Genomic DNA, 15,571 nt, shown 5'->3' on the forward strand with positions numbered 1-15,571 from the left:
TCATGAAAAATCTAAGATTAATTAAATTATTGGTTGCGTCAGGTTTGTTGTTTTTTCAATCCTGCAACTATTTGGATGTCGTGCCGGATAATGTGGCGACAATAGATAATGCATTTACGATGCGTAGCGAAGCAATAAAGTACTTGGCTACCTGTTATTCATACCTGCCACCAGATGGTGATCCGACCAGAAATCCTGCTTATCTAGCGGGGGATGAATTCTGGCTGGACTACCCAACCCTCAGTATTGATGGGACAAACTGGAATATCGCCCGCGGAAATCAGAATGTCACCAGTCCCTACGTGAACTATTGGGATGGTTATATGTATAATGCCATTCGCGACTGTAATATTTTTCTGGAAAATATTCGTAATCCCGAAAAAGTACGGGATATGACACAGGACGAGCGCACCACCTGGGAAGGGGAGGTTATGTTCTTAAAAGCATACTATCATTTTATGTTGATGCGGCATTACGGACCTATTCCTACAATGGATGTCAACTTATCTGTAAATACCTCTATCGAGGATGCAAAAGTTAAACGACAGCCTATTGATGAGGTTGTCGACTATATAGTCAAGGTTCTTGACGAGGCAATTCCTAAACTACCCAATACGGTCCAGTCTCCGGTTACGGATTTGGGCCGTATTACCAAGCCTATTGCCTTAGGGATTAAAGCAAAAGTATTATTGTATGCCGCGAGTCCGCTGTTCAACGGTAATACGGATTATGCAACCTTTAAAAATGTCGATGGTACGTTGTTTTTCAACCAGAGTTTTCAGTTGGAAAAATGGCAGCGGGCCGCCCGCGCTGCAAAGGAAGCGATTACCGCATGCGAGAACCTGGGAATGGGCTTATACCAATTTCCAGGTACTGTATTTCCGCTCTCCGATACAACAATGATTCAAATGAGCGTTCGCAATGCTGTTACTGAAAAATGGAATAAGGAAATCGTCTGGGCAAATCCGACTTCACGGGCTTGGCAGATGCAGTATTCATCTATGGCACATATAGACCCCAATAACGCAGGCAATAACAGTGTGCATGGTACCTTAGCGCCTTCCTTAAAAATTGTTGACCAATTCTATACCCGAAATGGCGTGCCGATGGATGAAGATAAAACCCTGGATTTCAGTAATAAAAACCAGCTTCGTGCGGGTATTTATGCCGAGCGGTTTAATAATATCCAGAATTATCAGACTGCCCGCGTGCATTTTGACCGTGAAAATAGATTTTACGCCAATGTTGGTTTTGACGGGGGGATCTGGTTTATGGAAAATAGTCCGAGCCGTAGTGATGAAAATACCTGGACCACACAGCTGCGCCTGGGATTATTTGGCAGCGGGCTCTCTATTCCTGTGACGACGTACTACCCTAAAAAATTGGTAAACTGGAAATTCGCTTTCAAAGACGGCAATAGTTCTCACATTGAAGAATATCCCTGGCCGATGATGCGCTTGGCAGATCTGTACCTGATGTATGCCGAAGCTTTGAACGAAAGCGAGGGACCAACCGCTGATGTATTTTTATACCTGGATAAAATCCGTCAAAGGGCTGGACTGGAAGGTGTCCAAGAATCCTGGTCAAAGTATGCGTTAAATCCTGCCAAACCGACAAGCAAGGACGGTTTGCGCAGTATTATCCAACGTGAACGGAATATTGAAATGAGCTTTGAGGGATCACGCTTTTGGGATCTGAAACGATGGAAATTGGCGGCACAGGAACTGAATAAAAATATCACTGGTTGGGATAGAAACCAGGATAAAGATCATCCGGAACTTTTCTATAAAGAACAGACCTTTTTTCAACAACGTTTTGTGGCACCAAGAGATTACTTCTGGCCGATACGGGAAAACAACCTTTTGGTCAATCCTAACTTAGTACAGAACCCAGGTTGGTAATCCCTTATTAAATAGAGAAATTATGAAAAATCTAAAATATTTAAATTATTGCTATTTCTTGGTCGGCCTTTTTTATCTATTGGCTGGTTGTAAAGAGGAAAAGGGATGGACGCTGCTGGAAGATGACCAAACGAAACCAGGTGTTGTGCAAAATACTTCTGTGACCAATGGCTACGGACAGGCAACAATACATTATAGTTTACCGTCCAGTAAAAATGTATTGTATGTCAAGGCTGAATATGTCATGGCCAATGGGCAGACACGGGTTGTAAAATCATCAACCTATAAAAATGAGATCTTAATCGACGGTTTCCCCGATACACAAAAACATACGGTGAAACTTTATGCTGTAAACAAGGCTGAAGTGGCTTCAGATGCTGTGGACGTTACAGTAGAACCTAAAACACCGATTTTTGATCTTGTATTCGGACAAATGAAAATTGCGCCGACATTTGGTGGCGTCCGGATCAGTTCAGTCAATCAGGAAAAAGGCGATGTGGTGATTGTCCCGATGGTTGATTCATTGAATAATGGGGAATATCTACCTCTGGACAACTATTATAGCCAGGATTCGCTGATCTTATATAATATCCGCGGGCTCAAGTCCCGTGAGATGAAATTTGCCTTTTATGTACGTGACCGATGGTTAAACAAATCGGATACCTTATATACCTCGCTGACACCTTTGGAGGAAAATCTTTTTCCGAGACAGCAGTTTTCAGCGCTGCACTTACCGGGGGATGCGCAATATATGTACGGGACGACTTCGGAAATGATGTGGGACGGCAATATGAACCCCTCACGCTGGCCGGCCTTATATACGGTTGAAAGTGCCGGTGCGCCGCAATCCCTGACCTTTTCTATCGGCAAAGAAGCAAAATTGAGCCGCGTCGTGATTTTCCCACGTCGGGAAAATGGTTTTTATGATAAGGGTAACATGCGTGAATTTGAAGTCTGGGGAAGTAACAGTCCAAATCTGGATGGCTCCTGGGAATCTTGGTCTAAACTGGCAACCTGTACCGTGCGAAAACCTTCGGGTACTCCCGCTGGAACAAATACCAACGCAGATGAAGTGTATGGCATCGCAGGTTGGTCTTTTGATATGCCCGAAGATGCTCCAAAATTCAAATATCTACGGATCCGCAATCTGCGTAACTGGCGTGGTAGTTACTTTATCCAGATTGCCCAAGTACAAGTATGGGGTGTTTATTAACTATTAAAAAGAAAATGAAGATGAGAACATATCTATGCATACTGGCCTTGTTCGGCGTTTGTTTATTCGGCGCATGTTCCAAGATGGATGAATTTACCAAATTCACCGATGGACAGGAAATTGTATATCCTGCGAAGCTAGATTCCATCAAAATACGGTCGGGAAAATATCGGGTACAAGTAGATGGCATCTTTCGGGTGAACGCCGGAGTTTCCGAGCTGCGCGTGTATTGGAACAGTAAACAGGATTCGATGAAGTTTCCGGTAAAATTGACTGATGCTATCGATACCGTACATTATGTGATTGAAAATCTACCGGAAGGACCCATGAATTTCGAAATCCGTACAGTAGATAGCCAAGGAAGATTTTCGGTTCCGACCTTTCTTGTCGGAAACGTTTATGGCGATCGCTATCGTGAAGGACTTTTCCAGCGGACAATATTGGAACAGAATTTTATGGCTGACCAACAATTTCAACTTGTCTTACAGGATGTGACACCAAGTGTGGGATTCTATGCCATTCGTATGAATTATAAGAATCAGAACAATACAACTACGGATACTGTCGTGCGTACGAAAGAGCTGAATGAGAAAATTAACCTGTTGGACTATCTGCCGAATCAGGAGATTGCTTACCAGACTGTATTTCGGCCTGATAGCAATGCGATTGATACCTTTATGGTGCAGCGCAACAAAATACCGATAAAAAAAGGCGACATCAGTATTTGGTGTCTGAAGAATTACAAAACTCCGTTTACAGCGACGGCTTTCGATGGCAACCGTTGGGGAAATCTGGATCATTGGATAACCAATACGAGTATGAAAAACCACAATGGCTATGGTGGCTTTGGTTCGGATGATGGTGGTGTAGTTAATATTGAAGCCGGATGGGGCGCTCCTGCGATCGTAAATGGTAAAATTGAGCAAAAAGTAACCTTATTCCCCGGTAAATATCGTTTTTTTTGTAACTTATCCTGGACAAATTATGATCAACCGCCAGCAAAACTGGTTGTTAGCAAAGCAAACAGTGGAATTCCAGATCTTGAGCAGATTCAACAGGCAATGGCCCATGCTGATGTTAAATCAGATGGTGTTTATTTTGAAATCAAAGAAAAGGTTATTGTCAATATGGGGATGCTGGTCAATTTTCAACCTGACCATTACATGAAGATAAACGCTTTTCAAATCAATTTACAATAATATCAAGCAGAATGAAGACAGTTATTTTTGCGCTAAGTTTTATGCTATGTACCTTCATGTTATACGCACAGCCTTTTCAGGTCAAGAAAAATGGCCTAACGTTGACCTATAACAAACAAGATGGAACATATTCACTAAGTAAAGATCAAGTCGCCTATATACAGCAAGCAAGTGCCTATCTGGCACTTGCTAATGGACAGAAAATTAGTACAGATAAACTGACAGGAACCCGCAGCGTCACAGAAAAGCCCATTCAGGACAATTTAGGCAAAGGTATACAGTATACCATTTCTGTTAAAACCCAACAGGGCATCACATTGCTGCAGCATTTTTATTTCTACGACACAATAGATGGTGTCATCCTTGAACTGGAAGTTAGGGGTAAAAATATAGCCAGTAATGAACTTGTGCCGATCTGGTCAAATGCTTCAATTGCCGGTCTGGGAAAATCCTTGTATCAGCTGGCCGTTCCTTTTGATAACGATACGTTTATTTCGTATGAAAACAATATCCTCGCAAAGAATAGTAAGCGCAGCGCCGAGGTCGGAGTTGTATACGATAAGGACAGTGGAAAAGGTCTGTTGATTGGTTCATTGGATCAATCCGTCTGGAAATCGGGTATTGCGATCAAAGGAGATCAGGGGCAATATACCCACCTGGCAGCACAGGCGGGATTTACAGATGTAACTATCACACGTGATTCCATGGCGCACGGGACGGTGAAGGGGGATGTAATTCGCTCCCCAAAATACCTCGTGTCTTACGACAAGGATTGGCGCATTGGGCTCGAAAACTATGCTAAAATCCACCGGAAGCTATCGCCGGCCTATGTGAAATCTTGGCAAGGAGCCACACCTGTCGGTTGGAACAGCTGGGGCGTTATACAGGAAAAACTTAATTTTCAGAATGCCACGGGCACGGCAGACTATTTTGCGAAAGATATTCCTTATTTCCGCAACGCAGATGGCGAGGCTTTTATAGATCTTGACTCTTTCTGGGATAATATGACACCCGGAGGTATGTCAGGCGACTACACACAGCTGAAGCAATTTGTTCGCTATTGTGACTCTTTGGGCCTCAAGCCCGGTGTGTATTGGGCGCCTTTTACAGACTGGGGCCATGGGAGTGGACCCGACCGCAAGGCGGAGGGAAGCCAGTTTACCTTTGGCCAGCTTTGGACCAAAACCCAAAAAGGCTACCACAATTTAGATGGTGGACGTGCCTTGGATCCGACACATCCCGGTACGTTGGCCCGTATGGATGTGATCCTGGGGAAATTGGTCGACTGTGGTTTCCGAATGATCAAGGTCGATTTCCTCTCTCATGCGGCAATCGAATCCACAGGTTTTTACGATAAGAAAATTCAGACAGGTATGCAGGCTTATGCTGTGGGAATGAAACATCTCGTCGACGTGCTGCAGGGTAAAATGTTGATCTACGCAGCAATTTCTCCTTCCTTGGCGACAGCCCAATTTGCACACATGCGCAGAATAGCCTGCGACGCCTGGAAGACGATCGACCAAACACAGTATACCTTAAATAGTGTTAGTTACGGCTGGTGGCAAACTTATCTCTACGACTTTATCGATGCCGACCACCTTGTCTTTCATGATGAAAGCCCTGAAGTCAATAAGGCCAGATTGCTTTCGGGTGTGGTAACGGGGACCATTATCCTTGGTGACGACCTGTCCAAAAAAGAAAACTGGCAGCCTAAGATGAATCAATATCTGCAGGATCCCGAAATTTTAAAAATCATAGCCGACGGTAAAAGCTTCCGTCCGGCAGGATTTGTAGAAGGAAAAGCAGCAAATACGTATTATTACAAAAAGATTGGAACAGCGCTGTATGTGGCCGTATTTAATTACAATACAGCCCCGGCAGCAATAAACATAGATTTTAAACAGATTGGCCTGGCGCCAAATACAACATATAAGGCGGTGGAACTGTTTGAAAAAACAGCGCAGGAATTTGTCGCTGAGAAATCCATTGCCTTTGAGCAGGCAGGTGCAAAATTATTTAAGATTGCCCTGTTTTAATCACAATATATGAAGATAAGCAAAGAAGAAAATTTTAAAGTATTGATCGATCGGATCAAACGCCTGGAGGCATTGAATACACTCTCTAAACATGAATGTATTGTGCAGGGGGTGTTGGATGCTATTGATGCCAATGAACTGGAGGTACATGCCAGTTTACCTTCTGTCAATAACTTGATCCAATACCTGGGGTATGCACGCGAAACCTTCGCAAAGGCGTACCGTGATCTGATTGCCCACGGAGTCGTGGAATCGAAAAACAGAAAAGGATATTTTGTGGTGAGCAACAATACACAGATGAAACAAAAAGTTGCGGTGCTGCTGTATGCATACGATACCTTTCAAGATACCTTGGTGAATGAACTGCGGACCAACCTTCCCGAAGAAGTAAGCGTGGATCTCTTTTTCCATCACAACAATATGGAAACCTTTGAAGATATTTTCAATCGTATTCAGGGACGATATACGGTATATATTGTTGCTCCGATTGAAAATAAAGATTCCGAAATGCTGTTACGTTCCATCCCGGCATCCAAATTATTGATTATTGATCGTTTGATGGATCTTGGCGATGATTATTCCTATGTTTCCCAGGAATTTGAGGCAGCCACTTATGCCGTTTTTCAGGAACTTTATCCAAAGATCAAAAAGTATAAAGAAGTGATCTTCTATTTTAGGGAAAATACAGCCGAACCCAATGAAATCAAAAATGCTTTCTTACGCTTTCTGAAAGACTATAAAGTAAAAGGACGTATCGAAAAGCAATACTATGTGGGGGATCTAAAAAAGGGAAAACTGTATTTTACCATTCATAATCCGGAGCTCTATCAGATGTTGAAAGAGGTGCTGCAAAAAGGCTGGACCCTCGGGCAGGATCTGGGAATTCTTTCGCATAATGATGATGTCATCAAAGAGATTATCAGCGGCGGTATAACCACCTTTTCGACAAGTTTTGCACGTATCGGATCGGAAGCAGCCAAGTTTGTGCTCGAAAGAACGTTGATCAAAGAAGTGGTGCCAACGACATTGGCAGACCGCAACTCTGTCTAAAATAAGGAAGTTTTTAAGATGATAGTTTTTAGTTTTTGTCTTTTTACCGGTTTGGTTGCTTTGGGATCCTTATGGAAGTTTAAAACCAACTATTCCAATACCTTAAATGGCTTTTTCCTTGCAGGAAAGAGCAACAGTTTTTGGATGGTGGGCTCGGCTTTGCTGTTGACCAACCTGAGCGCCAACCAGTTTATTGGTGAAAATGAATCGGTCTATATCAACAACCTGTCGGTCATCGGCTGGGGTGTGAGCTCGGTGGTCGCGATGCTCCTGGTTTCGGAATTTCTGCTACCTATCTATTTTAAACATGGTTTTCGGACAGTGCCGGACTTCCTTGCGCTGCGGTTTGATCCAAAAACTAAAATGTTGGTATCTATACTTATTCTGGTTGGATACATCGTTAACTTATTGCCACCGGTATTATACGGTGGTGCGCTAAGTCTGGCCACGATGTTTGATGTGCCCGGACTGTTGCACATCGGTTATTGGCAGAGTATCTGGATACTGGTCTGGGCCCTGGGCATCATTGGGAGCTTATACAGCATATTGGGGGGATTGAAGTTGATTTCCCTGTCTGACCTAGGCTTGGGCCTCTGTCTGTTTTTGCTCGCACTGCTGATTCCGATTTTTGCCTTTTGGCATTTGGGCAATGGCGATATCTGGACGGGGGTGCTCCAGTTATTTCACGACAAGAAAGAACATCTCAATGCTGTGGGATCCAAACAGGATGCTGTGCCCTTTTCGACCTTGTTTACCGGGATGCTCCTGATCAACTTTTACTATTGGGGCATGGAACCCTATATTGCACAACAGGCATTAAGCGCTAAAAACTTAAAGGAAGCACAGAAAGGAATGACTTTGGCTGCGGGAGGTAAGCTCCTGATGCCGCTGCTGATCAATTTACCGGGCCTTTTGGCGGTACACTTATTGCCGCATGTGCGGCCTACAGCTTCCGTTTTTCCAAAACTTATTGTACTGATCTTTCCCGATGTGCTGATTGGTTTTTCCTTGGCACTGGTCTTTGGTGCTGCAATGACGACCTATACTGCTGGACTTCAGAGCTGTGGTAGCTTATTTATTTTTAATATTTATAAACCTTACCTGGAACGTAAAAACAGAACGCTCAGTGAAAGGGAGCTGGTCAGAAAAGGAAAACTGTTTGAATTGATCATCTCTATCTCGGCCATGTTTATTGCACCTTTTATCCTTTTTGCCCACGACGGGTTTTATACGTACCTGCAAACCGTATCGGGGCTGTTCAATATGCCCATTTTCACCATTATGATCTTGGGGATTCTATCGCGCCGTGTCACGCCAAGGATGGCACAAATCGGCCTGTTCCTGTACATGTTCAGCTATTTCATCCTGGTGTTTGTCTGGAAGACAGAGCTGCACTATCTGCACTTGTTCGCGCTGTTGTTTATCGCTGTGGCACTGGTCATCTGGGGAGGAAGTAAATTGAGCCAGCCAGACTATCTATCGGAGTATCAATTTGAGTTTTCGGGCCAGGACAAGGGCAGCTATTGGAAGGGAAGGTACCGGATCGGCGCCTTTCTCATCCTATTGATGATTGTCATCTATTTTGTTTTTTCACCATTGGGCATCGCTCAATAAATTGTATAAGTCGCTATGTTAATGCACAGAAAAATTAAATGCCTCATCTTTATATGCTTGACCCTCTATTCGGCCACATCGTATGCACAACGCTATTACCTCTGGGATAATAAGCCCGCAACGGACTGGATGACTGAAGCATACCCCATCGGAAATGGACGAATTGGCGCTATGATCTTCGCGGGCGTAAATCAGGAACATATTCAATTTAATGAAAATAGCCTATGGACAGGTGATGAACAGGAAACAGGTGCCTATCAGGCTTTTGGTGATCTTTTTGTTCGCTTTGACTCCGATGTTAATAAATCCTTTACCACCTATAGCCGAAAATTGAATTTGGATAAAGGGCTGCATGAAATAGCTTATCAGCAGGATGGACAGCAAATCAACCGTCGGTATTTTGCGAGTCAGCCCGATCAGGTCATGGTATTTGACTATGCAAACAGTAAAAAAGGGAAACTCAATGCCCAGATTGCACTTCAGGATGCACATGGGCAGGCGGTGCAGGTAGAAGATGGTCATCTGTGGTTTCAGGGAACGCTCGACAATGGTATGCGGTATGCCGCACAGGTACGCGTGCAGGTTGTTGGTGGTTCACTTTCCAAAACGACAGATGAAAAAGGACAGGCTGTCCTTACCGTAAAATCTGCCGATCGACTTATTCTGCTGCTGAGTGCCGCAACTGATTATGCCAATACACGGGCTACCAAATGGAAGTCGGCCGAAGAACCGATGAAGGTCAATGAACGTTATCTGCAGCAAGCGGAAAAATATGGCGTAAATAAGCTGCTGGCACGGCACGTTGCAGATTATACAGCGCTGTTCAACCGCGTGGAGCTTGATCTCGACCATAGCCAGCTGGACAGCAAGCAAACAACAAAAGCACTGTTGGAAGCCTATAAAAAACAGCCGATCCCGGCTCTGGAAGCATTGGTATACCAATATGGACGTTATTTGCTGATCAGTTCCTCACGGAAGGGCGGTTTGCCTGCAAACCTGCAGGGACTCTGGAACAACAGTAACAATCCACCATGGCGCTCAGATTACCATTCCAATATCAATGTACAGATGAACTATTGGCCTGCAGAAGTCGCTAATCTGCGTGAATCGGCCTGGCCTTACCTCGATTATATCAATAGCATGCGTGAGGTGAAAAAAATAAATACACAAAAGGAATTTCCAGGCGTAAGAGGCTGGACCGTAAAGACCGAAAATAATATCTTCGGTGGGGAGAGCTTCCTTTGGAACACCCCCGGAAGTGCTTGGTATGCACAGGCGCTCTGGGAGCATTATGCCTTTAACAAGGACGAGAAATACCTACGCGAATTTGCATACCCGATTTTAAAAGAAATAAGCGAGTTTTGGGATGATCGTCTGGTTCGAAGACCGGACGGAACTGTGGTGGCGCCAAAGGGCTGGTCGCCGGAACATGGCCCCACAGAGGATGCCGTGAGCTATGACCACCAGATTATTTACGATCTCTTTAACAACTACATCCAGGCGAGCACAATTCTGAAGTTGGACACCGATTACCGTAAGCATATCACGGCACTTCGCGATGCGCTGCTCAAACCCAAAATCGGTAAATGGGGACAGCTGCAGGAGTGGGAAACGGATCGTGATGATCCAGAGGACAAGCACCGCCATGTATCGCATCTGTTTGGTCTGTATCCCGGTAACCAATTCTCTGTTTTAAAAACACCGGAACTGGCCAAAGCTGCACGAGTTACCCTCACCGCGCGTGGCGACGAATCGACCGGTTGGTCCATGGCCTGGAAGGTTGCCTTTTGGGCGAGATTACAGGATGGAAATCATGCCTATAAGATTTTAACGAATTTCATTAACCTCGTTGGCGGAGAGGGCATCGATTATAACAATGGAGGCGGAGTGTATGCCAACTTGCTCTGCGCGCATCCACCCTTTCAGATTGATGGCAACTTGGGTTATGTAGCTGCGGTGAGTGAAATGTTGCTGCAGTCGCAAACGGATGTGCTGGAATTACTTCCTGCACTGCCTGATCGCTGGTCGGCCGGAACAGTTAAAGGACTCAAAGCCCGTGGCAATGTACACATCGAAAAGATGGAATGGAATAATAGCCGCATTAAGCAGCTTATTCTTTCTTCGCCGCAGGATCAAACGATTCAGGTGTTAAGTCCTTCCCCATTGGCAGGTCTAAGCCCACAGCAGGAAATCAATGGTAAATACCTTTATAAGGTTCAATTGAAAGCAAACAAAATAGTCAAGTTCGTTAACAAATCCTAAATCTATTTATATATGCCAACCCATCATTTTAAACATGTTGTACTCGGGCTTTTGATGACCCAGGGGCTTGTCCATCTGGAGGCACAGGCGCAGTCCAAACAGATTCCTATTGAAACCAGATCGAATGCCCTAGTGTTGGAGTACGATTCCACGAAAACACTGAAAATGCTCTATTACGGTGAAAAATTGAGTGATTCTAAAGAGTACTCGACCATTGCAAGCGGTTATAGGCAATTGACAGATTATAGTGGCCTCTCCAACGCGGCGTATACCCCCTCAGGTTCAAAAAACCTACTGGAACCCGCCATCAGTGTCGTTCATGCCGATGGTAACCGGTCCCTGGACCTGCGCTATGAAAAGCATGAGGTGAAAAACCTGGATGCCAATGTCAAACAGCTTGATATCACCCTAAAAGATCCGGTATACGATATTTATGTCGTTTTACACTACAAATCGTTTTTGAATGAGGACATCATTGAGCAGTGGGCAACGATCCAAAATAAGGAAAAGAAAGTCATCACGCTGGAAAAATTTGCTTCGGCCAATCTGACCCTGCGCTCCAACGCGTATTGGCTACGGCAGTACCATGGCGACTGGGCAAAAGAAATGCAAGTAGAGGAGGCACCCTTGACTCATGGCATTAAAGTGTTGGACAGTAAGCTCGGAACACGCGCGAATTTATTCCAGCCACCTTCCTTTATGGTGTCACTGGGCAAGGCGGCATCCGAAGATGAAGGAACAGTACTGATGGCAAGCCTGGGGTATAGTGGGAATTTTAAGGTGGATTTTGAAGTGGATTACCTCAATAACCTACGTATCATTGCCGGCATAAATAACTACGCTTCCAATGTAAAATTAGCCAGCAACCAGGAATTTACAACGCCCAAATTGATCTATACCTTGTCGACAAAGGGAAAAGGCACCGCCTCCCGAAATCTGCACAATTGGGCCCGTAAATATCAGCTGCTGGATGGAAATGGCGAACGTCTGACTTTACTCAACAATTGGGAGGCGACCTACTTTGATTTTAATGAACAAAAATTAAAAGGTTTGCTCCAGGATACCAAGAAACTAGGCGTTGATCTATTTTTATTGGATGATGGCTGGTTTGGAAATAAATATCCGCGTAACAGCGATCACTCCAGTCTAGGAGATTGGCAACCGAACCGGACAAAACTGCCCAATGGTATCGCAACACTCGTGGAAGAAGCGACCAAGCAGGGCGTTAAATTCGGAATCTGGGTAGAACCCGAAATGGTTAGCCCCAAATCCGAACTCTACGAGCAACATCCGGATTGGGTCGTCAAACAGCCACAGCGTGAAGAACATTACTTCCGAAATCAGTTGATCCTGGATCTGACAAATCCCAAGGTGCAGGATTTTGTTTTCCAGATTCTGGACGACCTGTTTACTAAAAATCCGACATTGGCCTATATCAAATGGGACTGTAATGCGGTCATTTACAATGCGCATTCCGCATTTCTAAAAGACCAGGGTGCTTTCTATGTTTCGTATGTGGAAGGCCTTTATAAAGTGCTGGAGCGCATTCGTTCGAAGTATCCGAAAGTGCCGATGATGTTATGTTCGGGCGGTGGTGGTCGTGTGGACTATGCGGCACTTCGGTACTTTACCGAATTTTGGCCTTCGGACAATACAGACCCTTTGGAGCGTATTTTTATGCAGTACGAGTATTCGTACTTTTTCCCGGCAATCAGCACCTCAAACCATGTGACAGACTGGGGAAAACAGTCCCTCAAATTCCGTACGGATGTAGCTATGATGGGTAAACTGGGTTTTGATATTGTGGTGAGCCACCTGAAAGAACAGGATCTGTTATTCTGCCAGCAGGCGGTAAAGAATTACGACGCGCTTAAAGGGACAATCTGGCATGGGGAGCAGTATCGTTTGGCCGATCCACGTGAAGGAGACTTTGCCGCCCTCAGCTACGTGAATAGTCAAAAAACCGAGGCTGTCATCTTCAACTACCTGGTCAATAACCGCTATGGCATCGGAACAACCGATCCTGTCCGTTTAAAAGGACTGGATGCCCAAAAGCAATACCGGGTGGAGGAGATCAACCTGTATCCGGGAACCAAGTCGAGCTTAGGCCAGGGACAAACCTATTCGGGCGACTACCTGATGAAAGTTGGCGTAAATCCAGACCTGAATAGCAACCGCCCCAGTGTTTTACTAAAAATATCGGCACTTTAAAAGAATAACTGTGGCACATCCGAAGCTCCGACGCTAACAGCCCGGACTTCGGATGCGCCAAATGTATAAACCCAATTGAGCAACAAACTCAAAAATCATGATAAAACCTAAACAGTATAAACGGACTTTGTTGGCCCTGCTACTCAGCGTTGCCAGTGGATTTTCTGCACTACAGGCCAAAGTACAGCTGCCAGCTTTTATTGGCGACAATATGGTGATGCAGCAGAAAGAAAAGGTCAAGATCTGGGGAACCAGTACCGCAGTCGGCAAGGAACTTAGCGTAAACACCAGCTGGAACAACAAGAGCTATCAGGTTGAGGTCGATCAGCAGGGAGGCTGGCAAGTCTATCTGGAGACACCGAAATACGGTGGACCCTACCAAATTACCATCAACGATGGTGATCAATTAATCCTAAAAAATATTCTGATCGGTGAAGTCTGGTTTTGTTCAGGACAGTCAAATATGGAAATGCCCCTGGCGGGCTGGGGTAAGATCAATAACTTTGAGCAGGAAATCAAAGCAGCCAACTTTCCCAATATTCGTATTTTGCAGATTCCAAAAGCAACCGCCAATCAACCTACTACAGCAGTAAAGGTGGAGTCCGGTGGATGGAATCCGGTGACGCCACAAAGTATTCCGGAGTTTTCGGCGACAGCCTATTTTTTTGCACGTGAGATCTACGAGAAAACAGGCATTCCCATTGGCCTGATCCATTCCTCCTGGGGCGGAACAATCATTGAAGCCTGGATGAGCCGAGAGGCACTTACACCTTTTTCAACCTATACGGCGGCCATTGAAAAAATTCAACGTCCGGATGCACAGGAAATCTATGCGAAAGATCTGGCCGAATGGAATCGCGTCGCCGAACAGCAGGATCAGGTGAAGACAGCAACGCAGGGCAATTGGTTTGCGCCACAATTGGATAAAAGCAGCTGGTCTACGATTACAATTCCGAGCTTTTTTGACAAGAACCTATTTCCGGGAATGGATGGTGTCGTTTATTTTGGCAAAGACGTTGAACTACCGGCACATTGGCAAGGTAAACCCCTCAAGTTGATTTTGGGAGCGATTGATGACAACGACATCACTTATGTCAATGGTACAAAAGTGGGTGAAACTGTCGGTTACGACCAGATTCGGAAGTATACTGTTCCTGCAACGGCCAACAACGGCAGCCTATTGCATATCGCCGTTCGCGTATTTGATGGAGCCGGCGATGGTGGAATATATGGCGGAACAGAACAGCCGCGACTGGAAGGGCCAAATGGCGAACAGCTATCTCTCGTTGGAGACTGGAAATGCAAAGTAGGTTATGATCTGGCGAAGCTGCCGGCAAAACCTAATGCGATGGAGGGTCCCAACAGACCTACTGTGCTTTACAATGCCATGGTTAAGCCTTTTGTGGATTTTAAAATAAAAGGCGCCATTTGGTACCAGGGTGAAAGTAACGCGGATTCAAAAGACGCTCCTTATCAGCAACTGCTGCCAGCACTGATTCAGGACTGGCGCCAGCAGTGGAACAATGAAAAGATGCCTTTTTATTTTGTTCAACTGGCCAACTTTAAAGCGAAAAGTGTAACACCGCAGCCTTCTTCCTGGGCGAGATTACGGGAAGCGCAGCGCCAAACACTCAAATTGCCTTATACAGGTATGGCTGTTATAACGGATATCGGCGATGCACAGGATATCCATCCGAAAAATAAGCAGGATGTCGGTAGAAGACTTGGCTGGATCGCAACAGCGCAGCTCTATGGCAAGAATATCCCTTATTCGGGTCCTGTCCTTCAGCATTGGACGACAAAAGCTGCAGAAATGGAACTTAGTTTTAACCCCATGGGCAAAAAACTGGTGCTGAAAGGAGCGGATAAACGCAACGGTAGTTTCACAATTGCTGGTGCCGATCAGGTCTTTTATCCTGCAGAAGTCAAACAGGTCGGAAATAAGCTGATCGTATCTGCCAAAGAAGTACCGTCGCCCGTCGCAGTGCGCTACGGCTGGGCCGATAACCCGGATCTGACTTTATACAACGAAGCCGGGATACCCGGATCTCCCTTTCGAACCGATGACTGGACAAAAAACTAAAA

At 45.1% G+C, this 15,571-nt stretch carries 9 protein-coding genes; all 9 read left to right on the top strand.

The genetic code is table 11. From position 1 onward, the window contains the following. The first annotated feature begins 2 nt into the window (after positions 1 to 2). The 9 genes from LC454_RS16130 (at position 3) to LC454_RS16170 (ending at position 15,569) form a co-directional block, all read left to right on the top strand. Positions 3 to 1,901, top strand: coding sequence for a RagB/SusD family nutrient uptake outer membrane protein (locus tag LC454_RS16130; RefSeq protein WP_223583504.1), 1,899 nt, complete (start codon positions 3 to 5; stop codon positions 1,899 to 1,901). 22 nt (positions 1,902 to 1,923) lie between these two features. Then, a complete protein-coding gene (locus tag LC454_RS16135; RefSeq protein WP_223583505.1) occupies positions 1,924 to 3,114 on the top strand; it encodes a DUF5000 domain-containing lipoprotein in 1,191 nt (396 codons plus the stop codon). Between the two features lie 20 nt (positions 3,115 to 3,134). After that, positions 3,135 to 4,313 carry a DUF4998 domain-containing protein gene (locus LC454_RS16140; RefSeq protein ID WP_223583506.1) on the top strand — a complete coding sequence of 393 codons (1,179 nt, stop codon included), beginning with the start codon at positions 3,135 to 3,137 and terminating at the stop codon, positions 4,311 to 4,313. An 11-nt stretch (positions 4,314 to 4,324) separates the two neighbouring features. Then, a complete protein-coding gene (locus tag LC454_RS16145; protein WP_223583507.1) occupies positions 4,325 to 6,349 on the top strand; it encodes an alpha-galactosidase in 2,025 nt (674 codons plus the stop codon). A gap of 9 nt (positions 6,350 to 6,358) precedes the next feature. Next, the gene (locus tag LC454_RS16150) at positions 6,359 to 7,399 is read left to right on the top strand and encodes a GntR family transcriptional regulator (protein WP_223583508.1); all 1,041 of its coding nucleotides are present in this window, start codon (positions 6,359 to 6,361) and stop codon (positions 7,397 to 7,399) included. A gap of 18 nt (positions 7,400 to 7,417) precedes the next feature. Beyond that, positions 7,418 to 9,013, top strand: coding sequence for a solute:sodium symporter family transporter (locus tag LC454_RS16155; RefSeq protein WP_223583509.1), 1,596 nt, complete (start codon positions 7,418 to 7,420; stop codon positions 9,011 to 9,013). 21 nt (positions 9,014 to 9,034) lie between these two features. Next, positions 9,035 to 11,275 carry a glycosyl hydrolase family 95 catalytic domain-containing protein gene (locus tag LC454_RS16160; protein ID WP_223583510.1) on the top strand — a complete coding sequence of 747 codons (2,241 nt, stop codon included), beginning with the start codon at positions 9,035 to 9,037 and terminating at the stop codon, positions 11,273 to 11,275. Between the two features lie 12 nt (positions 11,276 to 11,287). Continuing rightward, positions 11,288 to 13,486 (top strand): alpha-galactosidase, encoded by a 2,199-nt coding sequence (locus tag LC454_RS16165; RefSeq protein WP_223583511.1) that lies wholly within the window; start codon positions 11,288 to 11,290, stop codon positions 13,484 to 13,486. A gap of 97 nt (positions 13,487 to 13,583) precedes the next feature. Then, entirely contained in the window at positions 13,584 to 15,569 is a 1,986-nt protein-coding gene (locus tag LC454_RS16170) for a sialate O-acetylesterase (RefSeq protein ID WP_223583512.1), read from the top strand. Positions 15,570 to 15,571 lie beyond the last annotated feature (2 nt).

The sequence above is a fragment of the Sphingobacterium sp. GVS05A genome (genome assembly GCF_019969845.1).
Taxonomy (GTDB): Bacteria; Bacteroidota; Bacteroidia; order Sphingobacteriales; family Sphingobacteriaceae; genus Sphingobacterium.

Coding starts and splice junctions, on each gene's coding strand:
- LC454_RS16170 (WP_223583512.1), top strand. CDS start 13,584: ATGATAAAACCTAAACAGTATAAACGGACTTTGTTGGCCCTGCTACTC.
- LC454_RS16145 (WP_223583507.1), top strand. CDS start 4,325: ATGAAGACAGTTATTTTTGCGCTAAGTTTTATGCTATGTACCTTCATG.
- LC454_RS16155 (WP_223583509.1), top strand. CDS start 7,418: ATGATAGTTTTTAGTTTTTGTCTTTTTACCGGTTTGGTTGCTTTGGGA.
- LC454_RS16150 (WP_223583508.1), top strand. CDS start 6,359: ATGAAGATAAGCAAAGAAGAAAATTTTAAAGTATTGATCGATCGGATC.
- LC454_RS16140 (WP_223583506.1), top strand. CDS start 3,135: ATGAGAACATATCTATGCATACTGGCCTTGTTCGGCGTTTGTTTATTC.
- LC454_RS16130 (WP_223583504.1), top strand. CDS start 3: ATGAAAAATCTAAGATTAATTAAATTATTGGTTGCGTCAGGTTTGTTG.
- LC454_RS16135 (WP_223583505.1), top strand. CDS start 1,924: ATGAAAAATCTAAAATATTTAAATTATTGCTATTTCTTGGTCGGCCTT.
- LC454_RS16165 (WP_223583511.1), top strand. CDS start 11,288: ATGCCAACCCATCATTTTAAACATGTTGTACTCGGGCTTTTGATGACC.
- LC454_RS16160 (WP_223583510.1), top strand. CDS start 9,035: ATGCACAGAAAAATTAAATGCCTCATCTTTATATGCTTGACCCTCTAT.